This window comes from Kitasatospora sp. NPDC059599 (genome assembly GCF_042735125.1).
Lineage (GTDB): Bacteria > Actinomycetota > Actinomycetes > Streptomycetales > Streptomycetaceae > Kitasatospora.
Genome location: NZ_JBHWCL010000068.1, coordinates 19,956 through 46,354 on the forward strand (window position 1 = coordinate 19,956; position 26,399 = coordinate 46,354).

Genomic DNA, 26,399 nt, shown 5'->3' on the forward strand with positions numbered 1-26,399 from the left:
AAGGAGCCCCCTCGATGTCCGGCACCGTGACGATGTACAGCACGACCTGGTGTGGTTACTGCAACCGGCTCAAGAGCCAGCTGGACCGTGAAGGCATCGGCTACACCGAGATCAACATCGAGGAGGACCCGGCGTCGGCGTCCTTCGTCGAGTCGGTGAACAACGGCAACCAGACGGTGCCGACGGTGCTGGTGACGCCGGTGGGCGGCGGCGAGCGGGTCGTCATGACCAACCCGAGCCTGCTGCAGGTCAAGAAGGCCCTGGCGGCCTGATCCGGCCGGGCCGCCCGGGCCGGCGCGCGTCACGTCGCGTCGGCCCGGGCGGGGTCGACGGGCGCGGCGGGCGCGGGCAGGCTGGTGCGCGCGCCGAGGTCGCCGACGCCGTAGACGAGCCGGCTGCGGTCGGCCGAGTAGCGGGTCTCGATGACCCGCACGGGCCCGCGGCGGTCGTAGGTGACGCGGGTCTGCACCATGAGCGGCACACCGGGGCCGCCCTGGAACCACTGGGCCTCCTCGGGGCCGGGCATCCGGGCGACGAGGTGGTCGACGGCCCCGACCTCGGTGCGCCCGAGGGTGGCGAGCACGGCCTCGTCCCCGCCCTCGACGGGGTCGGGTTCCATCAGCGGGGTGCCGGCGGCGAGGCCGGCCCGGTAGTGGCTCTCCTCGATGGAGTACGGCTCGCGGTCGAGCAGCCGCAGCTGACGGCGGACCACGATGGCCTCGCCGGGGCGCAGTCCGAGGCGTTCGGCGATGTCGACCCGGGCCCGGACGATCATCATCTCGAAGTCGGTGCTGAGTTCGCGCCCGGCTTCGGCGGCCTCGCCGAGGTAGACGGCGGAGGGCGCGGCCAGGCAGTCGCGCGGCGCGGGGGTCGGGGTCGGGCCGAAGGCGCGGTGGTCCAGGACCGGGTGTTCGCGCAGGTAGGTGCCCTTTCCCTGGAGGCGGACCAGGCGGCCCTCGTTGACCAGGACGTCGACGGCGAGGCGGACGGTGTTGCGGGCGACGCCGTACTGGCGCTCCAGTTCGCTCTCGACCGGCAGGGCGGCGTCGGCGGTGAACTCGCCCTCGGCGATCCGACGGCGGAGGTCGGCGGCGAGGCGCTGGTATTTGGGCGATTGGGCGGTGCCCCGGGGGATTGTCACCCGAGTGAATGTAGCGAGCGCGGTGACGCGGTTTCAGCCGTTTCCGGCAATGTCGTCCGTGCGGGTTGACGACGACCCTCCCGGACCGCGTTCCGGTAGCAGAACTGGCCCGTCCGGATACGAACAGAAGGTGGTGTGGAATTCGGGAAGGGATTGAAAAGAAAAGAGGGGGCGCGCGACATTGGTCGCACGCCCCCTTTCCCCGGAGGCCCCGCCCGGCGGAACCCCCGCACCGAATTACCAGCGCGCCGCCGGGGGCAGCGGCTCGCCGTACCAGAGCTCGACCAGGTGCCGCGCGATCGAGATGCCGGACGGCGGCAGGATCTCGCCCGCCTCCATCCCGGCCTTCAGCTCCTCGCGGGAGAACCAGCGCGCCTCGGCCAGCTCCTCGCCGTCCACGGTGATGTCGGTGCCGCCCGGCACCGCCTTGCCCGCGAAGCCGAGCATCAGGCTGGAGGGGAACGGCCACGGCTGGCTGGCGACGTAGCGCACCTCGCCGACCCGCACGCCCGCCTCCTCGTGCACCTCGCGGGCCACCGCCTGCTCGATGGACTCCCCCGGCTCGACGAAGCCGGCCAGGGTCGACCAGCGGCCCTCCGGCCACAGCGCCTGGCGGCCGAGCAGGCAGCGGTCCTGCTCGTCGGTGATCACCATGATCACCGCCGGGTCGGTGCGCGGGTAGTGCTCGGCCGCGCACGAGGTGCAGCGCCGCACGTGCCCGGCGCCGGCCTTCTCGGTCGGGTGCCCGCAGCGCGAGCAGAAGCTGTGCAGCCGGTGCCAGTGCTCCAGCGCGACCGCGTGCACCAGCAGCCCGGCGTCCCGGTCCGACAGCAGCCCGCCGACCTCGCGCAGCCCGGCCGGGCGGGCGTCGCCGTCCAGCCGCCCCGGCAGGCTCTCGCCGGCCAGCGCGAAGTACGAGACGCCGTCCTGGTCGGTGCCGAGGAAGTACCGGTCGCCGGTCTGCGGCGCCTCGAAGGACGGCAGCAGCACGAGTTCGGTGCCCTTCGCGGTGTCGACCACGAACGCCTCGCCGCCGGCGATCGGCAGCACCCGGGTGTTCGGGTGGCTCCAGGCCGCCGCCAGCCAGGGCTCGTCGAACCGGTGCTCGGCCGCCCGGTCCACCCCGGCCCTGGCCAGGGCCAGGTGCAGCGGGCGCTCGGTCTCAGGCACGGTGCTCACGTCGTTCCATCCCCACGTGGTGAATCATCCGGATGAGTGATCTGACTGCCTCGGTGTGCGGAGCGTCGGTCACGCGCCGGGCCGGAAGTTCTCGGCCAGGTCGCCCCACAGGTACGCGGCGGTCTCCACGCCCTTGGCCAGCAGGTCGAGCTCGACCTTCTCGTTGACCGAGTGCCAGCCGTCCGAGGGCACCGAGATGCCGAGGAACAGGACCGGCGCGCCCAGCACGTCCTGCAGGTCGGCCGCCGGGCCGGAGCCGCCCTCGCGGGTGAAGAGGATCTTCTGCCCGAAGGCCCGGCCCATCGCGCGGACGGTGGACTGCAGCGCCGGGTGGTCCAACGGGGTCAGGCAGGGCCGGGTCGCGCCCGGGAAGACCAGCTCGTACCGGACGCCCTCGGGCACCCGCTCGGCCACCCAGGCCCGCACCGCGTCGCGGACCTTCTCCACCTCCTGACCGGCGACCAGCCGGAAGGACAGCTTGAGGTGCGCCGACGCGGGGACGATGGTCTTGCCGCCGGGGCCGGTGTAGCCGCCCCAGATCCCGTTGACCTCGGCGGTCGGGCGGGCCCAGATCCGCTCCAGGATGGAGTAGCCGGCCTCGCCCCGGGTGCCGTACGACTTGGCGACCTTCAGCCACTGCTCCTCGTCGAAGGGCAGCTCGGCGAACAGCTCGCGCTCGCGGTCGGTCAGCTCGACCACGCCGTCGTAGAAGCCCGGGACCGCCACCCGGTGGTCGGCGTCGTGCAGGCCGGCGGCCAGCTCGGCCGCGACCTGGGCCGGGTTGGGGACGGCACCGCCGAAGGAGCCGGAGTGGATGTCGGTGTCCGGCCCGTACAGGTCGATCTGGGCGTCGGCGAGACCGCGCATGCCCGTGCACACGGTCGGCGTGGAGGCCGACCACATGCCGGTGTCGGAGATGACGACCACGTCGGCGGCCAGCCGGTCGGCCTCGCGGCGGACCAGGTCGGCGAAGTTCGGCGAGCCGGACTCCTCCTCGCCCTCGATCAGCAGCTTGAGGTTGACGGCCGGCGCGGTGCGGCCGGTCGCGTCCAGGTGGGCGCGCACGCCCAGGGTGTGGAAGAACACCTGGCCCTTGTCGTCGGCGGCGCCGCGCGCGTACAGCCGGTCACCGACCACGGTCGGGGTGAACGGCTCGGTGTCCCAGCCGTCCTCCTTGGCGGCGGGCTGCACGTCGTGGTGCCCGTAGACCAGGACGGTGGGCGCGGACGCGTCCCCGGAGGACCACTCGGCGAACACCGCCGGCAACCCGTCGGTCTCCCACACCTCGGCGACCGGGAAGCCGGTGTCGCGCAGCTTGGCGGCCAGCCACTCGGCGGAGCGCCGCACGTCGCCGGCGCGCTCCGGGTCGGCGGAGACCGAGGGGATGGCCAGCCACTGCGCCAGGTCGGCGAGGAAGGCGGCCTGGTGCCGGTCGATGTAGGAGCGGACGGCGCTGTCCGGGGTTCTCGTCATACCGACGACTGTAGTTCGCCCGTGCGGGTGCCCGCCCCGGCCGTCCGGGTGCCGGGCGCTCCCGGGGCTGTAACCTCCGTCACCCCCGCCGCGGCACGGGCGCGGACGGGGGTGACGGGGGCGGGACGGGGCCTCAGCCCGAGCGGCGCAGCATCGTGATCCGCGAGCGGGTGAGCGCCGCCGCGAGGGCGGCCGCGAGCAGCGGGAGCACCACGACGATGGCGGCGATCGTGGGCCACGGGAAGACCACGAGCGCCTTGCCGGCGAGTTCCTCGGGGCTGATGCCGGGGTAGTTGCTCGCCGCTCCCTCGACCTTGCGCAGCGCCACGCCCGGCACGATGCCGCTGACCACGCCGAGCAGGGCGCCCATGGCGGCGATCACTCCGCACTGGAAGCCGGACAGCGAGCGCCGGATCCGGGGCTCGGCGCCGACCGCCGCGAGGGTGGTCAGGTCGCGCTGGGAGTCCGCGGCGGCCAGTCCGGTGGCGATCCCGGCCGCGCCGAGGGCGACCAGACCGGCGAAGACGGTCAGGCCGAGGGTGATGAGGCCGGTCCTGGACTGGTAGCCGCGCTCGACGGAGAGGAGGCTGCGGTCGGTGATCCTGGCCAGTGCGCCGTCGGCCTTCTGCTGGGAGCCGTCCGAGGGCGCCGCGGCAGGGAGCCAGACCGCCCCCGCCGTCGAGGTGGTGAAGCCCAGCCTGGCGGCGGTCTCCGGGCTGATCACGGCCTGCCCGGGGGAGGGCAGCGCGGCGTCCGCGAGGACCGCGTCGACGGCGATCTCGTGGCGGACGGGCTTGACCTGTGTGCCGCCGCTCACGTTGAAGTCGGTCGGCTCGTTGTAGTTCAGGGCGAGCTTGCCGTCCTTGAGGTACCGGGCGTCGAAGACCACGGCCTTGCCGGCCGCGAGGGCCCGGCCGGCGGCCGGGTCGGTGACGCCGTAGAGGTTGTGCAGCAGGGTGGCGTCCCCGGCGGTCAGTGCGCCGAAGGGGCTGCCGCGCCGGTTGTTGCCCTGGCAGCGCTTGTCGGTCGACAGGATCCGCTGGACCTCCCCGGGCGTGAGCTCGCGGTCGTCGTCGAGGACCGGGCAGCGGGTCTCCTTGGGCAGCTCGACGCTGATGTAGCCGCACGCGCCGCCGTCGGAGCAGTCGCCCTTGTAGTGCACGTTCTGGACGTCGGCCCGCGGGCCGAGGTCGGGGACGTTGCGCTCGACGGTGTCGCGCATCTGCGGCAGCAGCTTGCTGTCGGTGCCGGACATCCAGCCGCGGCCGAGCATGACGGCGCCGGAGGGGCCCTGGGCGACGTACTCGCGCCGGCTCTGCTCCTCGACGCTGGCGCTGTAGACGCTGACGGCGACCGAGCCGGCGACGGCGGCCATGACGGCGGCGACGGCGGGCGCGGTGCGGCCGCGGTGGCGCACCGAGTCGCGCAGCGCGAGCCGGGGGCCGAGCGAGAGCCAGCGGCCGAGCCGGCCGAACAGGCCGACCAGGTAGGGCGTGAGCGCGACCATGCCGAGTTCGGCGACGGCCGAACCGCCGAGCACGGCGAGGCTGCGGTTGCCGACTCCGCTGGTGGCGCCGAGCAGGGCGAGGGCCGCGCCGCCGCCGAGCATCAGCAGGCCGAGCACGGCGAGCTTGCGGTTCGGCGGCTTGAGCGAGTCGCGGCCGGTGAGCGCGGAGACCACGTCCTGGCGGGAGGCCTGGACGGCGGGGACGACGGCCGCCAGCAGCCCGGTGACCAGGCCGACCAGGAGCACGCCGGCCAGGTCGAGCGGCTGGAGGGCGAAGTGGCCGAAGCGCCGGCCGGAGTACTCCTCGGCCTGGGTGCGCAGCAGGGCGACCAGTCCGACGCCGAGGGCGAGGCCGACTGCGGCGCCGGTGATGCCGAGGACGATGCCGCCGCCGAGCACGACGGCCCGGACGTTGGCGCGGTCACCGCCGGCGGCGGCGAGCAGGCCGAGCTGCCGCCGGGAGCGCCTGGCCCCGACGGCGAAGGCGGGGCCCGCGAGGAGGACGATCTCCAGCAGCGCCATGCCGGCGACGGTCGCCAGGATCACGACGCTGGTCCTGTTGAAGTAGGAGTCGTTGACCGCGTGCTGGTCCTCCTCCGCGAAGAAGGGGACGTCGGCGCGGGCCGGGGGGTCGATCAGGACGGCGCGGGAGGTGACGGTGAAGCCGTGGCCGTTGAGTTCGACGACCTTGGGCCAGTCGAGGCCGGCGCCCGCCGGGAGCTTGACCAGCCAGGTGGTGGGTTCGCCGCTCCCGGATGACGGCCCGCGGGAGGCGCCGGGGGTCGCGGCGAGCCGGTCGACCAGGGTGCCGGGCCGGGCGATGATCTCGGTGGCGGTGAGGTCGCCGGGGTACTCGTAGACGCCGGTGATGGTGAGCGGGGTGGCCTCCAGGCCGCGGACGGCGGTCCGGTCGCCGATCCTGAGGCCGGAGCGCTTGAGGAAGTCCGGGGTGACGGCGGTCTCGCGGTCGTCCGCGGGCGCGCGGCCCTTGACCAGGTCCATCCGGCCCTTCCAGACCGGGTCGTTCAGGTCGGCCTCGGAGACGCGGGTGGAGAGCAGTCCGTCGGCGCTGCTCGCCGCGGTGTACGGGCCCTGGCGCTCGGGCACCAGGGTGGCGCCCGGGAGCAACTGCCGTGCGAGTTCGGCGGGTTCGGTGTCGAGGGAGCGCTGCTGCGCGGGGGTGTACTGAGGGGCGGCGTCGCCCTTGACCTTGTCCTTGGGGTCGTCGACGCCGTACCCGCTCGCCGGGTCCGGCGCCTGCTTGACGGTGGCGCCGCGTCCGGTCATCTCCAGTTCGGCGGCGGCTTGGCCCATGACCCGGACGGCGTGTTCGGCGGGCGAGAGGTCGGCGCTGCGGAACACCACGTCGGCGCCGGTGACGCCGAGGACGGGCAGGGCGACCATCGCGACGACGAGCGCGCTGCGGCCCTTGGCGCGCAGGGCGTCGCGGCGGGCGATGCGCAGGGCGAGCCGCCAGGCGCTGAGCTTCACTCGTCCACCTTCATGCTGTTGGTGGCGGCGCTGACGAGCAGGCTGGCGGCGTCCTGGCTGACGGACTCGTCGACCATGCGGCCGTCGCGCAGGAAGACCACGCGGTCGGCCCAGGCGGCGTGCCGGGCCTCGTGGGTGACCATCATGGCGGCGGCGCCGGCGTCGCAGCGGGCCCGCAGGACGGCGAGGACGGCCTCGCCGGTGGTGGAGTCGAGGGCGCCGGTGGGTTCGTCGGCGAGGACCAGGCGGCGGTCGCCGATCAGGGCGCGGGCGATGGCCACGCGCTGCTGCTGGCCGCCGGACATGTCGTCGGGGAAGCGGTCGGCGAGCTCGGGGATGCCGAGTTCCTCCAGGGCGGCGAGGGCCTCGCGCCGGGCGGCGCGGGCGGACAGGCCGTCGAGTTCGCGCGGCAGCGAGATGTTCTCGGCGGCGGTGAGGGCCGGGATCAGGTTGTAGTCCTGGAAGACGTAGCCGACGGAGCGGCGGCGGACCTGGGCGAGCTTCTTGCGGTTGAGGTCGCCGAGGGCGACGCCCTCGACCAGGACCCGGCCGCCGCTCGGCGTGTCGAGGCCGCCGGCCAGGGTCAGCAGGGTCGACTTGCCGGAGCCGGAGGGGCCCATGACGGCGACGAACTCGCCGGGGCGGACTTCGAGGTCGACGCCGCGCAGGGCCTGGACCTCGGCTGCGCCGTGGCCGTGGACGCGGGTGACGTTCTCCAGGTGCAGCACCGGCGTCTGCCGGGACTCTCGGGTGTGGGACACGATTCCCCCCTTGTGCTGGGTGTGGACCCGGGGTCGGGGCCCGGGCCGGTGGTTCGGTGCCGGGGCGCTCAGGTGCGCAGGCGGCGGCCGCGCTTGGCGGGCGCGCCACCGTCGCGGGCGGCCTCGGCGGTGCGGGTCTGCAGGAGTTCGGCCTGCTGGGCGAGCCGGGTCTCGCAGTGGTCGAGCCAGCGGATCTCGGCTTCGGTCTGGAAGATCAGCTGGTCCAGGACGAGCAGCCAGGCGAGGTCGTTGCTCGCCGAGGGCACGACGCCGGGCCGGGCCTCCCCGGCCAGGGCGCGGCCCTTGAGCCGGGTGTAGTCCTGGAGCGCCTTGATGCTGTGCCGGCGCTGGCCCTGGACGACGGCGGAGACGTCCACCCCGGGGACGGTGACGGCCATGGCGAGCTTGATGGCCAGTTCGTCGCGCGGGGGGCTGGTCCGGGGCACCGGGGTGTCGAACCAGGCCCGCAGCTCGGTGCGGCCGGCGTCGGTGACGGCGTAGAACTGGTGGCCCTCGTCGTCCTCCCCCGCGGCCTCGACCAGGCCGTCCCGTTCCAGCCGGGACAGCGTGGTGTAGACCTGTCCGACGTTGAGCGGCCAGGTGGCGCCGGTGCGCGCCTCGAACTCGGTGCGCAGCTGGTAGCCGTAGCGCGGGCCCTGGTCGAGCAGGGCGAGCAGACCGTGACGGATGGACATACCGAGTATGTATACCCGGTATGCCCCACCGCCTCAAGCCGCACCCCCCTCCCCCGGCGACCGGGTACCGTCGTGCGGTGTGAGCCAGTTGCGCATCGCCACCTTCAACCTGTTGCACGGTCAGCCGCTCGCGCCGGACGGCGCGCCGCGGCCCTACCCGGCCGACGCCGGGGAACCGCTGGCCGGGGCGGTGGCCGCACTGGACGCCGACGTGCTGGCCCTGCAGGAGGTGGACCGGCACCAGGCGCGTTCCGGCGGCACCGACCAGGCGGCGGTCGCGGCCGCGGCGATGGGCGCCAAGGACTGGCGCTTCGCCGCCGCGCTGCACGGCCGCCCGGCGCCGGTGGCGGGCTGGGTGCCGGACCCGTCCGAGCCGAACGGCCTGCGGGTGTACGGGCCCGACGAGGTGGGCGACGACGCCCCGCCCTCCTACGGGACGGCGCTGCTGACCCGGCTTCCGGTGCGGCACTGGCGGGCCCGGCGCTTCGCCCCGGCGCCCTTCGGGCTGCCGCTGCGGGTCGCCGGGCGGCGCGGGCTGACCCCCGTGCCGGACGAACCGCGGGCGGCGCTCGCGGCGGTACTGGAGGGCGAGCGCGGGCCGTTCACCGTGGTCGCGGCGCACCTGTCCTTCGTCCCGGGCTGGAACATGGCGCAGCTGGCGGGCATCCGGCGGTGGATCGCCGACCTCCCGCAGCCGTACCTGGTGCTGGGCGACTTCAACCTGGTGGGCGCGCTGCCGCGCACGGTGCTCGGCGGGGCGACGGCGCTGGAGCGCACCGCGCCGCGGGTACGGGTGCGGGAGCTGCGGGCGGCCCGGCGGGCCCGGCCGCTGTCGGCCGAGCCGCGCCGGCGGCGGGTGCGCGAACCGCGGCCCAGGATGCAGGGCTGGTACGACCTGGCGCGCACGCCGACCTACCCCGCGCACCGGCCTGCGGTGCAGTTCGACCACGTGCTGGCGGTCGGCGTGCCGCGCACGGCGGTGGGCCCGGCGGCCGCGCCGCGCGCGGCGGTGTCGGACCACCGGCCGCTGCTGGTCGAGGTGTCGCTGTAGGGGCTCAGTGCCGCGCCAGGACCCCGGCCTGCTGCGGCACGTGGACGCCGGGTGTCGGCGGCGGTTCGTACTGCAGGAGCAGCATGGCCGCGTCGTCGCCGAGCTGGCGCCCGACGTGCCGCACCACGTCCTCGTGCAGGCGCTGCAGGACGTCGGCGGGGCAGCCGTCGGCGCAGCGCGGGAACCGTTCGGCGAGCGGGTAGAAGGTGCCCGCGCGGTCGCGGGCCTCGATCACCCCGTCGGTGAACAGCAGCACCCGGTCCCCGCCCCGCAGCGGCACCCGGTGGACCGGCGGGCTGACGTCGGCCGGGTCGAGGACGCCCAGCGGCGGTACCGTCTCGGCGAGTTCGAGCGGCCGGACCTCACCGCCGCGCAGCAGCAGCGGTGCGGGGTGGCCGCAGTTGACGATCTCGGCGGCACCGTCGGGCCCGACGCCGATCAGCACCAGGGTGACGAACTCCTCCTCCACACCGGGGTGGTCGTTCTCGTGCAGGGCGCGGTCGAGGCTGACGGCCAGCCAGCCGGCCACCCGGTCCAGTGCGGGCTCCTGGTGGGCGGCCTCGCGGAAGGCGCCGAGCACCGCGGCGGCCGTCTCGACCGCGCCGAGGCCCTTGCCGCGCACGTCGCCGACCACGGCCCGCACGCCGTGCCGGGTGTTGACCACCTCGTAGAGGTCGCCGCCGATGCGGGCGTGCGCGGCGGCGGCCTCGTAGTGGACGGCGGCCCGGACGGTGCCGACCCGCTCGGGGACGGGCCGCAGCAGGACCCGGCGGGCGATCGAGGCGACCAGCTGGGCGTCGGCCAGCGCCCGTTCCTGGCGCAGCCGCAGGGTGGCGCTGACCCAGCCGATGGTGGCGACGAGCAGGACGGCGATGACGCTGGCGGCGTGCACGGACGAGCCGAGCGTGTCGCTGCGGAAGGCCATCAGGAAGGCCGCCGCCTCGGTGCACAGGCCGATGACGAACGGGTACCAGGTGCGTCGGCTGACCACGGCGGCCAGCGCGGGCACGGCGGTGAGGGCGGGTTCGACCGTCACGCCGGTGCCACTGAGGTAGTCGAGGACGACGATCAGCCCCATGCCGATGAACGGCAGCGCCAGCGCCGTCCTCGGCCAGGTGCCGGTCGCGCCCGGAGCGGGCCCCGGGGTCGGCCCGGTGACCCGCTCTCTGATCCATCCGGTCGCGCTCAACGTCGGTTTCTCCAGCAGAAGGCGCCGATGCCCGGGGGCACCTGCGGTGATGACTGAGGGTCAGGGAATACGGGCCTCGCTGGCGGCCGGAGCACGGGGGTTGACCGGTTACCGACCCCACAATAGGCGCGAAACGTGCACGACGCACAGGTTTCGGGCACTGGCGTGATGACTTGGGTGCTCTGCGTGACTCATTAGTCACTGTTCCCGATCAGGAGCCGTTCCAACTCTTTTCGGCCGGGAAGTCCTGCCGGACGGACGATCCGTCCGCTGCGGACGTACAGGAACGACGCCGTGACCTGCTCGGGATCGACGCCCGCCTGCTCGGCCCAGGCCAGCCGGTAGACCGCGAGCTGCAACGGGTCCGCAGTCTCCTCCCGGTGGGTCTTCCAGTCCACCACTTCGTAGCGTGACGCACCACCGGATCCCGACAACCCGTCATCGTCACGGTAGACCACGTCGATCCGGCCGCGCACCACCCGCCCCGCCAGCACCAGTTGGAACGGCGCCTCGACCCGGTGGGGCTTGCGCTGCGCGTACGGGGTGCGCAGGAACGCCTCCTTGAGCCGCTCCAGGTCCTGCTCGTCCTCGATTCCGTCGTCGTCGGCCCCGGGCAGCGCGCCGGGCTCGACCAGCAGCAGCGGCTCGATCCGGGACTGCACCCAGGCGTGGAAGCGGGTGCCGCGCCGGGCGGCGGGCTGCGGGGGACGCGGCATCGGGCGGGCCAGGTCGTGCGCGAAGCCGTCCGGGTCGGCGGCCAGCCGCAACAGCTGGGTGGCGGACAGCGCGGCGGGCAGCGGCACCTCCCGCTCGGTGCGCCGGGAGCGCTCCAACTCGCCCAGCAGCGCGGTCAGATCGCGGTCCCAGGAGGCCAGCCGGCGCTGGTCCTCGGGTGCCATCGGCTCCGCCTCCGGCTCGGGCGCGCCCGCGAGGCGGGCGCGCACCACCTCGGCGACCCGGCGGCGCGCGTGCTGCGCGGCCGGGTCCAGCGGCAGCGGCCAGGGGCGCTCGGCGGGGGCGGCCAGCGCCGGGTTCTCGGCCTCCTTCTCCGGTTGCTCGGCCCAGTGCTCGACCTCGCCCGCGCCGGGCCGCTCGCAGTGCTCGCGCAGCCCCTCCAGGAAGGCGGACGGGCCCCGGACGGTCTTCTGGCTCGGCCCCCACCAGTGGCCGGAGGCCAGCAGCAAGGACCGGGGGCGGGTGAACGCGACGTAGCCGAGGCGCAGTTCCTCGGTCGTGGTGTGCTCGGTGAGCTCCTTCTTGAAGGCGGTCATCGCCTTGCCGTTCCACCCGCCGCGCACGTCGGGCAGGGTGGCCGCGTCACCACGCAGGGCGTGCGGGAGCACCCGCTTGGAGCTGGTCCAGCGCTCGCGCGGGGTGGAGGAGGGGAACGCGCCCCGCACCAGCCCGGGAACCGCGACCACGTCCCACTCCAGCCCCTTGGACTTGTGCGCGGTGAGCACCTTCACGGTGTCCTCGCCGCCGGGCAGGCTGCTGTCCAGGCCGCGCTCGTACTCCTGCGCGGCGCGCAGGAAGCCGAGGAAGGCGGCCAGGCCCGGGTCCCCGTCGAGGTCGGCGAAGGAGGCGGCGACGTCCAGGAAGGCGTGCAGGGTCTCCCGCCGGCGGGCGGCCAGCGCCTGCGGGGAGGCGGCGAGTTCGACCTCCAGGCCGGTGACCGCCAGCACCCGGTGCAGCACGTCCATCAGCGGATCGGCCAGCGAGCGGCGCAGGTCGCGCAGCTCCTGGGCGAGGCGGGCGAAGCGCACCCGCGCCTCGGCGGAGAACGGCAGGTCGTCGGACTTCCCCTCCTCGCCGTACGGGGAGTCCAGGAAGCTCTCCACCGCGTCGGCCAGCGACACCACCTCGGTCGGGTCGGCCTCGGCCACGGCGGCGGCCAGCGCCTCGACGCCCTCGGGCCGGTCGGTGCGGACCAGCTCGGCGGCCCGGCGGCCGAGCAGCGCGAGGTCGCGGGGGCCGATCCGCCAGCGCGGGCCGACCAGCAGCCGCACCAGCGCGGCGTTCGCGGTCGGGTCCTGCAGCACCTCGCAGACCGCCACCAGATCGGCCACCTCGGGCAGCTGCAGCAGCCCGCCGAGGCCGACCACCTCGACCGGCACCTCCCGGGCGACCAGTGCCGCGTGGACGTCCGGGAAGGCGGCGCCGCCGCGGCACAGCACGGCGATCCGGCCGGGCGCGGTGCCCGTGCGCACCAGGTGGGCGATCGAGTCGGCGAGCCAGTCGACCTCCTCGGCGTGGGTGGGCAGCAGCGCCGTCCGGACGAAGCCGTCCAGTTCGGCGCCGGGGGCCGGGCGCAGCGCCTCGACGCCCTCGTGCATCGCGCGCAGCGGCGCGGCCAGTTCGTTGGCGAAGGCGAGCAGGCGTCCCCCGCTGCGGCGGTTCTCGCTGAGCGCGTAGCGCTCGGCCGGGCGGCCGCCGGACCGGGGGAAGTGCCGGGGGAACTCGTCGAGGTTGGCGACGGAGGCGCCGCGCCAGCCGTAGATCGCCTGGCAGGGGTCGCCGACGGCGGTCACCGGGTGGCCGCCGCCCGCGCCGTCGGGGCCGGCGCCGAAGAGCCCGGCGAGCATCAGGCGCTGGGCCACCGAGGTGTCCTGGTACTCGTCCAGCAGCACGACCCGGAACTGGCCGCGCAGCAGCTCGCCGACCTCGGGGCGCTGCTGGGCGAGGCGGGCGGCGGCCGCGATCTGGTCGCCGAAGTCCATCAGCCCGGCGGCGTGCTTGCGGCGCCGGTAGTCCTCGACCAGGCGCAGCAGCTCCAGCCGGGCCCGGGCGGTGGCCGGGACGGCCCGCAGGTCGTCGTTGGTCAGCTTGACGCCGGCGAGGGTGTCCAGCAGGTCCTCGTCGAAGTCGCGCAGGGTCTGCGGCTCGACGAGGTGCTCGGCGAGTTCGCCGTCCAGCGCGGTGAGGTCGGCGACCAGGTTGGCGAAGGTGCCGGTGAGCGCCGGGAACGGGCCGCGGGCGGTGCGCAGCACCTTGGCGGCGAGCTGGAAGCGGGTCGCGTCGGCGAGCAGCCGCACGTCCGGCTCGATGCCGATCCGCAGGCCGTGCTCCTTGAGGAGGCGGCCGGCGAAGGCGTGGTAGGTGGAGATCTCCGGGTCGCCGAGCGGTTCGGCGGCGTCCCGGTCGGCCACCCTCCCCCGGTCGTCGGCCGGGGGTGCCCCCAGTCCGCAGACACGCAGGGCGGTCCGGACGCGTTCGGAGAGCTCGCCGGCGGCCTTGTTGGTGAAGGTGAGGCCGAGCACCTCCTCGGGCCGCACCGCGCCGGAGCCGACCAGCCAGACGACCCGGGCGGCCATCACGGTGGTCTTGCCGGAGCCCGCGCCGGCCACGATCACGGCCGGCTCCAGGGGGGCGCCGATCGCCGCCATCTGCTCCCGGTTGAAGGGGATCCCCAGCAACTCCTTGAGCTGGTCGGGATGGCTGAGCACGGCGGTCACCACGCAACCGTAACCGGAGCGACGGACAAGCCGTGCCTCCCCGGGTCCGGCGGGACGGCTCGGACCGCCGGGGCGGCGGCGACGGCGACGGCGACGGCGACGGCCGGGACCCTCCGGGCAGCCGGGGCCGTCGGGGCTTGGGGCCGGGGGCCGGGGCCGCTACTCGACCAGTTGCGCCCCGTCCCGCTGGGCCGAGCAGCTGCGGCGGAAGGCGCAGCGGTCGCAGCCCCCGCCGGTCTGCGGGACGAAGCGCTCGGCGAGGACCTTCCCGGCGGCCTGGGCCAGCAGGTCCTCGATCCACGGCTCGCCCTCCGGCGGCTCCTGCCGCTGCACCTTGGGGGCGTCCCGGGAGGCCTTGGCGGCGGGCTCGCGCAGGTGCACCAGTTCGGCGCCGCCGGTGGCCGGGGGCCGCTCGGCGAAGCCGGGCAGCTCGTTGAGGGCGCCGGCCCGGACGGCGAGCTGGTAGACGGCGAGCTGCTTGTGGTCGGGCATGGACTTGTCGGTGGGGATCTGCTTGCCGGTCTTGAAGTCGACCACGTAGGCGCGCCCGGCCTGGTCCTTCTCGACCCGGTCCATCGAGCCGCGGATGCGCACCGCGACGCCGCCGACGTCCAGGGTGACGTCGAAGCCGTGCTCGGTGGCGACGACGTCCCGGCCGCGTTCCAGGACGTGCCAGTTGAGGAAGCGCTCCAGGGCGGCGCGGGCCTCGTTCTTCTCCTGGTGGGACTTCCAGGGCGCGTCGAAGGCCAGCGCGTCCCAGACGGTGTCCAGGCGCTCCATGAGGACGGCGAGGTCGGCGGGGGTCCGGCCGGAGCCGACCTCGTCGGCGAGCGCGTGCACCACGTTGCCGAAGCCCTGCGCGGCGGAGCCGGCGGCGCGCGCCCTGACCTCCTTGTCCAGGAACCACTGCAGCGAGCAGCTCTCCAGCTGTTCCAGGCCGCTGCCGGACAGCCGCACCGGCAGGTCGGCGCTGCGCAGCGGCTCGGGCGCGGCGGTCGGGTCGTCCAGGCCCCACCAGCGCTCGGGGTGGGCGGCGGGCACCAGCGGCAGGCCGTCCTCGTCGGCGGCGGCGGCCAGGGTGGCGAGCCGTTCGGCGGCGGCGCGGCGCAGCGCGGGCGTGCAGGCGGGGTCGACGGTGACCGCGCGCAGTTCGGCGACCAGCGCGGCGACGGACAGCGGCCGGCGCGGACGGTGGGTGACGTCCTCGACGGTGACCGGCGGGGTGCGGCGCACCACCTTTCCGCTCCGGACGTCGATGTCCTCCCGGTAGAGCTCGCGCAGGAAGCGGGAGGGCTCGTCGCCGTCGTCGGCGGGGGCCTTGACGGCGGTGACGATCAGCCGCTCCTTGGCCCGGGTCGTGGCGACGTAGAAGAGCCGGCGCTCCTCGCCGAGCAGGGCGGCCGGGGAGAGCGGTTCGGCGAGGCCGTCGCGGCCGATCCGGTCGGCCTCCAGCAGGGAGCCGCGGCGGCGCAGGTCGGGCCAGAGGCCGTCCTGGACGCCGGCCACGACGACCAGGCGCCACTCCAGGCCCTTGGAGCGGTGGGCGGTCATCAGCCGGACGGCTTCGGGGCGCACGGCCCGGACGGTGAGGGTGTCGGCGGCGATGTCCTGGGCTTCGAGCTCGGCGAGCAGGTCGAGGGCGCTGCGGTGGCCGGTGACCTGCTCCTCGGCGCGGGCGGCGGTCTCGAACAGGGCGCACAGCGCGTCCAGGTCGCGGTCGGCGTTCCGGCCGGCGGCGCCGCCGCGCAGGGCGGCCCGCTCCAGGCGCTCGCGCCAGCGGCGGCTGCCGTCCCACAGCTCCCAGAGCGCCTCCTCGGCGGTGCAGCCGCCGGCCAGCAGTTCGCGGACCTTGCGCAGCAGGGTGCCGAGGTCGCGGGCGCGGCGGGCGTGCGCGGGGTCGAGGGCGATCAGCCGCTCGGGTTCGGCGAGGGCCTCGCGGATCAGCTCGTCGGCGGGGCGCGGGGCGGTGGCGGGGAGGCCCTCGGCGCGCAGGGCGGCCCGTTCCTCCTCGCGCAGGGCGCGGCCGAGGCGCCGCAGGTCGGAGCCGTCGAGGCCGCCGAGCGGGCCGGTGAGCAGGGCATGCGCCAGGTCGGTGGTGAGCGGGTCGGGGGTGTCGGCGGCGGGGTCGTCCTCGCCGTGCCGGTCGCGGGCGCTCTGCCGGGCCGCCTGCTGGGCGCAGACCCGCAGGGCGAGCAGCAGCTGGGCGACGGCCGGCTCCTCGCGCAGCGGCAGGTCGTCGCCGTCGATCTCCAGCGGGACTCCGGCCGCGCCGAGCGCCCGCCGCACGCCCGGTATGGACCGGGCGCCGGCCCGGACCAGCACGGCCATCTCGCCCCAGGGCACGCCGTCCTCCAGGTGGGCGCGGCGCAGCAGGTCGGCGATCGAGTCCAGCTCGGCGCCGGGGGTCGGGTAGGTGTAGATCTCGACCCGGCCGCCCTCGCGGGAGGGCAGCAGGGCGCGGTGCTGGGCGAGCTTGTCGGCGGGCAGCCGTCCCATCGGCATCCGCCGGGCGAGCTCCCGGGAGGCGGCGAGCAGCAGGGCGCCGGAGCGGCGGGAGACCCGCAGCACCTTGACCTCGGCGGGCTCGCCGTCGGCGCGGCGGAAGGCCTGCGGGAAGTCGAGGATGCCGTTGATGTCGGCACCGCGGAAGGCGTAGATCGACTGGTCGGGGTCGCCGACGGCGACCAGGTCGCGTCCGCCGCCCGCGAGCCGGCGCAGCAGCCGGACCTGGGAGGGGTCGGTGTCCTGGTACTCGTCGACGAAGACGACGTCGTAGCGCCGGCGCAGGTCCTCCTCGACCTCGGGGCGTTCGGCGAGCAGGACGGCACGGTGGACGAGTTCGGCGTAGTCCAGGACGCCGCGCAGGTCGAGCACGTCGAGGTAGTCGGCCAGGAAGTGCGCGGCGGCGGCCCAGTCGGGGCGCTGGACGCCCTGCGCGAAGCGCTCCAGCTCGGCCTCGCCGAGGCCGAGCTCGCGGCTGCGGGCGAGGACGGCGCGGACCTCGTCGGCGAACCCGCGGGTGGTCAGGCAGGCCCGCAGGTCCAGCGGCCAGGCGATCCGGGAGCTGCCGAGGCGGGCGTCCTCGGCTCCGCCCGCCAGCAGTTCGCGGACCATGACGTCCTGCTCGGGGCCGGAGAGCAGCCGCAGCGGCTCGGCGTAGTCCCGGGGGTCCTGGTGGGCGCGCAGCAGGGCGTAGCAGAAGGAGTGGAAGGTGGTGGCCTGCGGGGCGGCGGCGGAGCTGCCGAGCCGGCCGGACATCCGGTCGCGCAGTTCCATCGCGGCCTTGCGGCTGAAGGTGAGGACGAGGATCCGCTCGGGGTCGGTGCCGTCCTGGATCCGCCGGGCGACGGCCTCGACGAGGGTGGTGGTCTTGCCCGTGCCCGGTCCGGCCAGCACCAGCAGCGGCCCGTCGCCGTGCTCGACCACGGCACGCTGGTAGGCGTCCAGCGCGGGTGGGTCGGGCTGGACGAGCGGGCTGCGCACGAGCCGGTAGGGGGACGTCACGGACCGTTCCTGGGGGTCGGGCTGGGGCATGGCGGGGGCGGGCCCGCCGGGCCCGCCCCCATCGAGCCTACGATCCTCCCCCGTCAATCCCGTCCGTGCGGGGAGTTCGGGGAAGTCTCCCGGCCGTCCCAGCGGGCCCGGCGGAGGTCGACCCGGGGCGGGTCGGCGAGCTCGCGCAGCGGGGTGCCCTCGTCGCCGTAGTGGGCGAGGGCACGCTGTTCGTGCCCGGGCAGGAAGCGGCCGTCCGCGCGGATGACCCGCCACCAGGGCACCGAGCCGCCGTACAGTGCCATCACCCGGCCGACCTGCCGGGGGCCGCCCTGGCCGAGGTACTCGGCGACGTCGCCGTAGGTCATCACCCTGCCGGGTGGAATCCGCTCGGTCAGGTCGAGCACCAGTTCGGCGAAGGGCGGTAGGGCGTCCTGGAGGCCGTCGTCTGTTACGTCCGTCACCTGGGGCATTCTTCCTCACAGGGGCGTACCCGCGGTCCGGGGCGAACGGATCGCCGCGCCCGATCCGCCCCCTGTCCAGCACGGGGGGTCGGGGCATGCCACCATCTTCGGGGCGGTGAGTGGTGATACGAGGACAAGACCAGATGACCGGGACGGCTGACGTGGGCGTGGACAAGGACTCCGACGAGTCCTCCGCCGCCGTGCCCCCGGCACCTGGTGCCGGGACGGAAGGCCGGCCCGAGCCCGGGCCGACGCCGGAAGTCTCCCTGATCAAGGACCTGACGATCAAGACCCCCGTGCCCGCGCCGGCCCCCGAGCCGACCGAACGGCCCGCCCCGCCGGAGGCCACCGAGCCCGAGGCCCCGAAGCCGGTGGTGCCGGCCCCGGCCCCGGAACCGCTGCCCGACCACCAGGAGCCGCTGGACGACGCCCCCCACCTGGACGTCGACGAGCCGCTGCTCGCCGCCCGCGCGCACCGCCCGTCCGACCTGATCCGCTTCCTGGCCGGGGTCTTCGGGATAGTCGCCGTCTTCGTGCTCGCCGGCATCGCCACCTCGACCACCACCGGCATCGAACAGGACATCGCCACCAACGCGCCGCACTTCTCGGCGGTGCTCTCCACCATCACCGGCCTGGTCTCCAGCGTCGCGGTGCTCGCCGTACCGCTGGCGTTCGCCGTCGAGCGGCTGATCAAACGCGACGGCCTGCGGGTCGCCGACGGCGTGCTCGCCTCGGTGCTCGCGTACGGCGTCTCGCTCGGCATCGACTGGTGGGTGGCCGAGGGCGCCTCCGAACACATCCGCGACGCGCTGACCCGGCTGCCGCTGGACAGCAACGGCACCCTCACCGACCCGGTGCACGGCTACCTCGCCCCGGTGATCGCCTACATGACCGCCGTCGGCATGTCGAGCAGACCGCGCTGGCGGGTCGCCCTGTGGGTGGTGGTCGTCTTCAGCGGCATCACCGAACTCCTCGGCGGATACACCACCCCGCTGTCGCTGATGCTCACGGTGCTGATCGGCTGGTCCGTCGCCTACGGCACGCTGTACGCCATCGGCTCCCCCAACATCCGCCCGACCGGCCAGCACCTGATGATCGGCCTGCGCAAGGTCGGCTTCACCCCGGACGGCGCCCACCGCGCCCCCGACGCCCCCGGCGGCACCCGCCGCTACTACGTCACCCAGCAGGGCGGCCCGCCCCTGGACGTCCACATCGTCGACCGCGAGCAGCAGGCCTCCGGCTTCTTCTACCGGGCCTGGCGTCGGCTGCGGCTGCGCTCGGTCGCGGTGCGCCGCAGCCCGCAGTCGCTGCGCCAGGCGCTGGAGCAGGAGGCCCTGATCGCGTACGCGGCGGCCGCCTCGGGCGCCTGCGCGCCGCAGCTGGTCGCCACCTCCGAGCTCGGCCCGGACGCCGCGATCCTGGTGTACGAGAACGTCGAGGGCCGCACCCTCGACGAGCTGGCCGACGACGAGGTCACCGACCCGGTGATGGCCTCGATCTGGCAGTCGGTGGGCGCCCTGCACGAGCGGCGGATCGCCCACCGCCGGCTGACCGGCGAGTCCCTGCTCGTGGTGGACGACCGGACCGGCTGCCTGGTCAACCTCTCCGGTGGCGACATCGCCGCCACCGACCTCACCCTGCGCATCGACGTCGCCCAGCTGCTCACCACCTTCGCGCTGCGGATCGGCCCCGAGCGGGCCGTGGCCACCGCCAACGCGGTGCTCGGCGCCGAGCGGGTCGCCCAGGCCCTGCCACTGCTCCAGCCGGTCGGGATGAGCCGCTCCACCAGGGTCGACCTCGCCAAGCAGAGCAAGGAGCGCAAGGCCACGGCCCGGGCCAGGGCCCTGGAGCAGGTCGCGGCCGGCGAGCGCACCCAGCAGCAGGCCGAGGAGGACATCGCGGCGGCCGGCGAGGACCTGCTGAGCCGCATCCGCGGCCAGATCCTGCAGATCGCCCCCGAGGCGCCGATGGAGCCGGCCAAGCTGGAACGGCTGAAGCCGAAGACGCTGATCATGGTGATCGCGCTCACCTTCGCCGCCTACCTGGCCCTGACCACCCTCAAGCCGGCCCAGCTCAAGCTGTCCCAGATGAACTGGGCGTGGGCGGCCGCCGCCCTGGTCGCGGCCGCCTTCAGCTACGTCGCCGCCGCGATGAGCCTGACCGGCTTCGTCCCCGAGCGGCTGCCGTTCCGGCGCACCGTCGCCGCCCAGCTGGCCGGCTCCTTCGTCAAGCTGGTCGCGCCCGCCGCGATCGGCGGCATCGCCCTGAACACCCGCTACCTGCAGAAGGCCGGCATCCGCTCCGGCCAGGCGGTCGCCTCGGTCGGCGCCTCCCAGCTGGCGGGCCTGGCCGGGCACCTGCTGCTGCTGTTCAGCTTCGGCCTGATCACCGGCAGCCAGACCAACGGCGACCTCTCCGCCTCCCGAGCGGTGATCATCGGTGTGCTGAGCGCCGCCGTGCTCGCCCTGGTGGTGGCCGCCGTCGCCCCGCTGCGCCGGTTCGTCCTCGGCCGGCTGCGCTCGCTGTTCTTCGGCGTGGTGCCGCGGATGCTCGACCTGATGCAGACGCCCAGCAAGCTGGTCACCGGCTTCGGCGGCATCCTGCTGCTGACCCTCTCCTTCACCGCCTGCCTGGACTTCTCGGTGCAGGCCTTCGGCGGCACCATCAGCTTCTCGGCGGTCGCGGTGGTCTTCCTGACCGCCAACGCGGCCGGCTCGGCGATCCCCACCCCGGGCGGCATCGGCCCGGTCGAGGTCGCCCTGATCGGCGCCCTCACCGTCGCGGACGTGTCCCCCGCGGTCGCCACCCCGGCGGTCTTCCTCTACCGGGCGCTGACCTTCTGGCTGCCGGTCCTGCCGGGCTGGATCGCCTACAACGTGCTGCAGCGCAGGAACGCGCTCTGAAGCATCCCCGGCGCACGACGGAGGGCCCTGCCGATCGCGATCGGCAGGGCCCTCCGTCGTGTGCGCGTCCTACGCGTGCGCGGCCTAGTAGACCGGCTTGTGCGGCTCGATCTGGTTCACCCAGCCGAGCACGCCGCCGCCGAGGTGGACGGCGTTGGCGAAGCCCGCCGCCTTCACCACGGCCAGCACCTCGGCCGAGCGCACGCCCGACTTGCAGTGCAGCACGATCTTCTTGTCCTGCGGCAGCTTCTCCAGCGCGTTGCCCATCAGGAACTCGTTCTTGGGGATCAGCACCGCGCCGGGGATGTTGACGATCTCGTACTCGCCGGGCTCGCGGACGTCGATGAGGTAGATGTCCTCCTCGTCGTCCTGCCACTGCTTCAGCTGCTGCGAGGTGACGGTCGAGCCGATGGCGGCGGCCTGCGCCTCGTCCGACACGACGCCGCAGAAGGCCTCGTAGTCGATCAGCTCGGTGACCGTCGGGTTCTCCCCGCAGACCGCGCAGTTCGGGTCCTTGCGGACCTTCACCTGGCGGTAGTTCATCTCCAGGGCGTCGTAGATCATCAGCCGGCCGACCAGCGGGTCGCCGATGCCCGCGAGCAGCTTGATCGCCTCGTTGACCTGGATCGAGCCGATGGACGCGCACAGCACGCCCAGCACGCCGCCCTCCGCGCAGGAGGGGACCATGCCCGCCGGCGGGGCCTCCGGGTACAGGCAGCGGTAGCAGGGGCCGTGCTCGGCCCAGAAGACGCTGGCCTGGCCGTCGAAGCGGTAGATCGAGCCCCACACGTACGGCTTGCCGAGCAGCACCGCGGCGTCGTTCACCAGGTACCGGGTGGCGAAGTTGTCGGTGCCGTCCACGATCAGGTCGTAGCCGGAGAAGATCTCCATGACGTTGGAGTTGTCGAGGCGCTCCTCGTGCAGCACCACGTCGACGTAGGGGTTGATCTCCTTCACCGAGTCGCGCGCCGACTCCGCCTTGGAGCGGCCGACGTCCGACTGGCCGTGGATGATCTGGCGCTGCAGGTTCGACTCGTCCACCACGTCGAACTCGACGATGCCCAGCGTGCCGACACCGGCCGCGGCCAGGTACAGCAGGGCGGGCGAACCGAGGCCGCCGGCCCCGACACAGAGCACCTTGGCGTTCTTCAGCCGCTTCTGCCCGGCCATGCCCACGTCGGGGATGATCAGGTGGCGGGAGTACCGGTGGACCTCATCGACGGTGAGCTCGTCGGCCGGCTCGACCAGGGGTGGCAACGACACGGGGACTCCGATGGGTGTCTTGTTCGGGTGGCCGGGGCCAGCCGCGGTGTGGGGTTGTTGCGCCGCCACTCGGGTGGCTGTCTAGGCCAACAGTGTCACGCCCGACCGGTATTCCGAGACAGCTCGTCCGATGGGCGAGACGGGCGGCGCCGGATCGTGGGACCGGCCACCGCACCCCCCGCAGACGCCCCGAGCCCGTGTTTCCGGGGCCCGGGACGTCCTCACGGCACCACTCAGACCCGGCAGGCCGTCTCCAGCCAGACGTCCCCCAGCGACTCCTCCAGCGGCACCTGCGTCCGCCATCCGAGACGGTCCCGGGCGGTGCGCACGTCCGCCTGCCGCCACGGCACCGGCTCGCCCGGCACCGCCCGGCCCTCCGGCCGCTGACCCTCCGCCCGGTGGCCCGGCAGGTACGGGCCGGGCTGGTGGTGATGGTGGCCGGACAGGTGGTCGCCGCCCGTGCCGACCGCCTGCGCGGGCAGCAGGACCTGCCGGTTCTCCTCGACGATCGACCCCTCGAAGCCCGAGGCCCGCACCAGCAGCTGGGCCGCGTCCCGGGCCCGGACGGCGTGCCCGCTGCCGATGTTGACCACCCCGGTCGCGGCCGACACCGCCGCTGCCTGGATGGCCCGCGCGACGTCCCGCACGTCCACGAAATCCCGGTATCCGGACAGGTCCGGCATCCGCACCTGGTTCTCGTCCCGCTCCAGCGCCCGCCGCAGCCCCTCGGCCAGCCGTCCGAACAGCGAAGCGGTCGGCGCACCGGGCCCCACCACGTCGAACACCCGCAGCACCGCCGCATCCAGCCCGGAGGCCAGCACCAGCTCCGTCCCGGCCAGCTTGGACACCCCGTACGGGCCGACCGGCCGCGGCTCGGCCTGCTCCGACACCGGCACCCCGCCGGGCACCGGCCCGTACTCGGCGGCCGAACCGACGTGCACCAGCCGGGCCGGCTCCCGGCTGCGCCGGATCGCCTCGCAGACCGTCGCGACGGCCAGCGTGTTCGACCGGATCAGGGTGCGCGAGCTGCCGTAGGTGGCGCCCGCGCAGTTGATCACCACCTGCGGCGCGACCGCGTCCAGGAAGCGGGCCAGCGCACCCGGGCTCCCGGCGGTCAGGTCGAAGCGGATGTCGGCCGAGTCGCGCCGGCCGAGCACCGTCACCTGCAACTCCTGGTCCATCAGCAGACGGTCGGTGACCCGGCGGCCGATGAAGCCGTCGGCGCCCAGCAGCAGCACCCTCATCGGGGGTGTCCTTCCACGAAGCGAGGTCGGGAGACGACCTGGCGGACTGAAATCAACGAACGGACGAAACGCAGATCGGGGATCGGAGTTCGGGACCGGGACCACGGAGCGGACCGGGGTCGCCGAACGGATCGGGGCCGCGGACGACGCGGCGGGTCAGCGGTGCGCGCCGGCCCGGCCGAGCACCGCCCAGGCGTACGCCAGCAGCGCCGCCGCGACGGCACCGCCGCCGAGCAGGAGGGCCGACGGCAGCGAGCGGCCCAGGGCGAGCAGCCCGAGCGTCGCGGCGGGCCCGGCCAGCGCGCCCACCGCTGCCGCCGCCGGCCGGTCGCAGCGCGCCAGCAGCGCGGGCAGCACCAGTAGCAGGCCCAGCACGCCCTGCGCCGCCCACGGCGCGGGGCCGGCCCGCTCGGCCGCCAGGTGCAGCAGCCCACCGTCGTGCCCCGGCCCCGGGCGCGGTGCGACGACGGCCAGCACGGCCAGGGCGGCGAAGGTCAGCACCGCGAGCACCGCCAGGTGCAGGGCGACCGCGACCGGCAGCACCGGCCGCATCCGGGACCGGAACTCCGCCAGCGTCCCCGCCGCGCCGAGGTGACCGCGGCCGACCTGCCGGTACCAGCGGGCCGCCCACTCGGCCGACCCGGCCGACACCGCCGCCGCGAGCACCAGCGCGACGGTCAACGGCCGGTCCCCGCCCGGTACGGCCGGCGGGAGCAGCAGCAGCCCGGCCAGCCCCAGTCCCCGTCCCGACCCGTGTCCCGGCGCGGCCGGTCCCCTCCGGGAGCCGGCCGGCCCGCCCGGCAGCGGCGCCGGCCCGAGCGCGTCCGCCGGACGGAACGGCCCGGCGGACGGCGGTCCCGGCTCGTCCCGCGGCGCGGTCAGCGCGGTCAGCGCGGGCAGCAGCACCAGCGGCACGGCGGCGGGCAGCAGCACCGGCCAGCGCGCGCCGAGCGCGGCCACCCCCGCGCAGGGCAGCGCGGCCAGCGCGGCGGCGGTCAGCGCCGCCCGGCCCGCGGCCCCGCGCCGCCCCGGCCGGACCGGCCCGGGCTCCGGCGGGCGGCGGGGCACCCGGGCGTACAGCTCGTCGGCGAGCGAGAACAGGTCGGCGTGCCGGCAACGGGCGGCGGCGTCCGGGCCGAGCCCGGCCTCCTCCAGCCCGGCGGCGATCTCCAGCGGGTCGACGGCGCGCTCGCACAGCTCGCGGTGCTCCGTCATGACCTCGCGCACCGGGTCCGCGCTGCTGCCGGGCGCCACGGCGCCGGACATCAGACGGCCTCCGCGAGCGCGGCGGGCTCCCGCTCGGCCGGCTGCCGCGCGCCGGAGTCCCCGTCGTCGCCGGGGGCGCCCGCCCGGCCGTCCGCCAGCCAGTACTCGGCGGGGCGGGCGAACGGCCGCGGCACCGGACCGCCCTCGCCGCCGCCCCCACCGCCGGGGAAGGCCGGGTACTGCGAGACCAGCTCCAGGTAGATCTCCCGGAAGGCGCCTATGACCGGCTCGACGGCGAAGCGTTCCTGCGCCCGCAGCCGCCCGGCCAGCCCGAGCCGGGCCCGCCGCTCCTCGTCGCGCAGCAACGCCAGGCAGGCGCCCGCCAGGGCGCGCGGATCGCGGGCGGGCACCAGCAGACCGGTCGGCCCGACCACCTCGCGGGCCACCCCGACGTCGGTGGACACCACCGCCCGGCCGCTGAGCATCGCGTCCGCGAGCAGCCGGGGGGCGCGCTGGGAGAGCGCCGAGAAGACGACCACCGTGCCGGACTCCCAGGCCCGCGCGAGCGACGCCGGCCGCCCGGCGAAGTCCACCGCCGCGGCCACCCCCAGCCGCTCGGCCAGCGCGGCGCAGTACGCCCGGTAGCCGGGCGCCGTCTCCTCGCCGTACAGGACCAGGCGGACACCGGGCAGTTCCTCGCGGACCCGGGCGAAGGCGTGCAGCGCCAGCTCGGGGTCCCGGCCGGGCTCCAGCGCGCCCGCCCACACCAGGGTCGGCGCGGCCGGCTCCGGCCCGGCGGCCGGGCGGTCCACCGCCGGCGTCCCCTCGTACACCACCCGGGTGCGCGCCGGGTCGGCCCCGCAGCGGCGCTGCCACTGCCGGTCGTGGGCGCTGCCGGGGGTCAGCACGGCCGCCTGCCGGTAGGTCTCCTCGGTGAGCGCCCGGAAGAAGGACAGCAGCAGCGCCCGCACCGGCCACCGGTAGGGCGCCTCGCGGTAGCCGAGGTACTGCTCGCGCAGGTGCAGCCCGTGCTCGGTGACGGCGAACGGCACCCCGTGCAGGTGCCGGGCGACCAGCGCGGGCAGCGCGGCGAGCCCGCCGCCGACCACGTGGCACAGGTCGGCCGCGCCGAGGCCGCCCGGGCCGGTGCCGTACCAGGGCGCGGACAGCGGCCGCAGGAACTGCTCCAGCAGGTCGGCCGCGACCAGCACGTCGCACACCAGCGGCTGTCCGGCCGAGGTGTCCGCGCCGGGCAGCCGCCAGGTCCGCTCCAGGATCCGGCGGGCGTGCCCGGAGGCCAGGAAGGCGGGCAGCGTGCCGTCCTCGCCGGACAGCACCGCCAGCCGGTACAGCCCGGGGCCGAAGCCGGCCCGCTCCCCCGGCAGCACCAGTGCCCGCACCAGTTCCTCGTACGCCCCGGCGTACCGGCGTCTGCGCAGCGCACCGGGCGCCCGCCCGGCGGGCCGGGGCCCCCACAACGCCAGGTCGCGGGCGTCGCGCCACAGCGGCGACGGCCGCTCGACGGCGCCCGGTCCCCGTTCCCCGCTGAGCCGGTACAGCGCGAAGTCGTGCTCCGGCAGGCCCCGGGCCAGCCGGTCGCACCAGCCTCCGGCGCCACGCTGGGAATACGGACGGGCACCCTCGGTGAGCAGGGCAACGCGCACGGGAGACCTCCAGGGCAGAGTGGATTCGCGGGCGGATCACGGACGGATCGACGGACGGCCGAGCGGCCGGGGCGCCCCCGCGCGGCGGCCGGGGAGCCGGTCGGCCGGGCCGGTGCCGCGGCGGTCCGACGGCGCGGCGCCGCCGCCGCGGCGGGCTGGCCCGGCGAGCGCACTGCCGCTCCCGACGACTGGGCGCGGGGAGTACTCGGGGGGCGCCGCGGCTA

The 26,399-nt window shown here is 75.3% G+C and carries 18 protein-coding genes; 3 read left to right on the plus strand and 15 right to left on the minus strand.

Annotated elements, in window-relative coordinates:
* Positions 1-14: 14 nt before the first annotated feature.
* Positions 15-272 (plus strand): mycoredoxin, encoded by a 258-nt coding sequence (locus ACFV04_RS23330; protein WP_030236313.1) that lies wholly within the window; start codon positions 15-17, stop codon positions 270-272.
* Positions 273-301: 29 nt separating this feature from the next.
* On the opposite strand, the gene ACFV04_RS23335 is transcribed toward ACFV04_RS23330, so the two are convergent.
* The 6 genes from ACFV04_RS23335 to ACFV04_RS23360 form a co-directional block, all read right to left on the minus strand.
* Complete coding sequence (locus ACFV04_RS23335) at positions 302-1,141, minus strand: GntR family transcriptional regulator (RefSeq protein WP_380343637.1); 840 nt, start codon at positions 1,139-1,141, stop codon at positions 302-304.
* A gap of 237 nt (positions 1,142-1,378) precedes the next feature.
* Complete coding sequence (gene nudC, locus ACFV04_RS23340; RefSeq protein WP_360259540.1) at positions 1,379-2,320, minus strand: NAD(+) diphosphatase; 942 nt, start codon at positions 2,318-2,320, stop codon at positions 1,379-1,381.
* Between the two features lie 69 nt (positions 2,321-2,389).
* Positions 2,390-3,793, minus strand: a complete 1,404-nt coding sequence (locus tag ACFV04_RS23345) for a dipeptidase (protein WP_380531796.1) — start codon at positions 3,791-3,793, stop codon at positions 2,390-2,392.
* Between the two features lie 133 nt (positions 3,794-3,926).
* On the minus strand, positions 3,927-6,791 hold the full coding sequence (locus ACFV04_RS23350) for an FtsX-like permease family protein (RefSeq protein ID WP_380343643.1): 2,865 nt from the start codon (positions 6,789-6,791) through the stop codon (positions 3,927-3,929).
* Positions 6,788-7,552, minus strand: a complete 765-nt coding sequence (locus ACFV04_RS23355) for an ABC transporter ATP-binding protein (protein ID WP_380343646.1) — start codon at positions 7,550-7,552, stop codon at positions 6,788-6,790. The genes ACFV04_RS23350 and ACFV04_RS23355 overlap by 4 nt, the downstream gene beginning before the upstream one ends.
* A 68-nt stretch (positions 7,553-7,620) precedes the next feature.
* Complete coding sequence (locus tag ACFV04_RS23360) at positions 7,621-8,247, minus strand: PadR family transcriptional regulator (RefSeq protein WP_380343649.1); 627 nt, start codon at positions 8,245-8,247, stop codon at positions 7,621-7,623.
* 79 nt (positions 8,248-8,326) lie between these two features.
* Between ACFV04_RS23360 and ACFV04_RS23365 the strand changes: the two genes are divergently transcribed.
* On the plus strand, positions 8,327-9,298 hold the full coding sequence (locus ACFV04_RS23365) for an endonuclease/exonuclease/phosphatase family protein (RefSeq protein ID WP_380343652.1): 972 nt from the start codon (positions 8,327-8,329) through the stop codon (positions 9,296-9,298).
* A 4-nt stretch (positions 9,299-9,302) separates the two neighbouring features.
* Here ACFV04_RS23365 and ACFV04_RS23370 read toward each other — a convergent pair whose 3' ends face one another.
* The 4 genes from ACFV04_RS23370 to ACFV04_RS23385 form a co-directional block, all read right to left on the minus strand.
* On the minus strand, positions 9,303-10,487 hold the full coding sequence (locus tag ACFV04_RS23370; RefSeq protein WP_380343654.1) for a PP2C family protein-serine/threonine phosphatase: 1,185 nt from the start codon (positions 10,485-10,487) through the stop codon (positions 9,303-9,305).
* A gap of 194 nt (positions 10,488-10,681) precedes the next feature.
* Positions 10,682-13,939: a UvrD-helicase domain-containing protein gene (locus ACFV04_RS23375; protein WP_380343656.1), complete on the minus strand. Its 3,258-nt coding sequence runs from the start codon at positions 13,937-13,939 to the stop codon at positions 10,682-10,684.
* Between the two features lie 159 nt (positions 13,940-14,098).
* Positions 14,099-17,473 carry an ATP-dependent helicase gene (locus tag ACFV04_RS23380; RefSeq protein WP_380343659.1) on the minus strand — a complete coding sequence of 1,125 codons (3,375 nt, stop codon included), beginning with the start codon at positions 17,471-17,473 and terminating at the stop codon, positions 14,099-14,101.
* 53 nt (positions 17,474-17,526) lie between these two features.
* Positions 17,527-17,904, minus strand: coding sequence for an MGMT family protein (locus tag ACFV04_RS23385; RefSeq protein ID WP_380343662.1), 378 nt, complete (start codon positions 17,902-17,904; stop codon positions 17,527-17,529).
* A 134-nt stretch (positions 17,905-18,038) separates the two neighbouring features.
* Here ACFV04_RS23385 and ACFV04_RS23390 point away from each other — a divergent pair, with 134 nt between their 5' ends.
* Complete coding sequence (locus ACFV04_RS23390) at positions 18,039-20,798, plus strand: flippase-like domain-containing protein (protein ID WP_380343665.1); 2,760 nt, start codon at positions 18,039-18,041, stop codon at positions 20,796-20,798.
* Positions 20,799-20,882: 84 nt separating this feature from the next.
* On the opposite strand, the gene moeZ is transcribed toward ACFV04_RS23390, so the two are convergent.
* The 5 genes from moeZ to ACFV04_RS23415 all read right to left on the minus strand — a co-directional run.
* Complete coding sequence (gene moeZ / locus ACFV04_RS23395) at positions 20,883-22,061, minus strand: adenylyltransferase/sulfurtransferase MoeZ (protein WP_360259564.1); 1,179 nt, start codon at positions 22,059-22,061, stop codon at positions 20,883-20,885.
* Positions 22,062-22,294: 233 nt separating this feature from the next.
* Entirely contained in the window at positions 22,295-23,305 is a 1,011-nt protein-coding gene (locus ACFV04_RS23400; protein ID WP_380343669.1) for an NAD-dependent epimerase/dehydratase family protein, read from the minus strand.
* Positions 23,306-23,461: 156 nt separating this feature from the next.
* Positions 23,462-24,571, minus strand: a complete 1,110-nt coding sequence (locus ACFV04_RS23405) for a hypothetical protein (protein ID WP_380531804.1) — start codon at positions 24,569-24,571, stop codon at positions 23,462-23,464.
* Positions 24,571-26,175 carry a DUF3492 domain-containing protein gene (locus ACFV04_RS23410; protein WP_380531807.1) on the minus strand — a complete coding sequence of 535 codons (1,605 nt, stop codon included), beginning with the start codon at positions 26,173-26,175 and terminating at the stop codon, positions 24,571-24,573. The genes ACFV04_RS23405 and ACFV04_RS23410 overlap by 1 nt, the downstream gene beginning before the upstream one ends.
* 36 nt (positions 26,176-26,211) lie before the next feature.
* Positions 26,212-26,399, minus strand: a 188-nt coding sequence (locus ACFV04_RS23415; RefSeq protein ID WP_380531810.1) for a hypothetical protein, incomplete at its 5' end; no start/stop codon positions are given.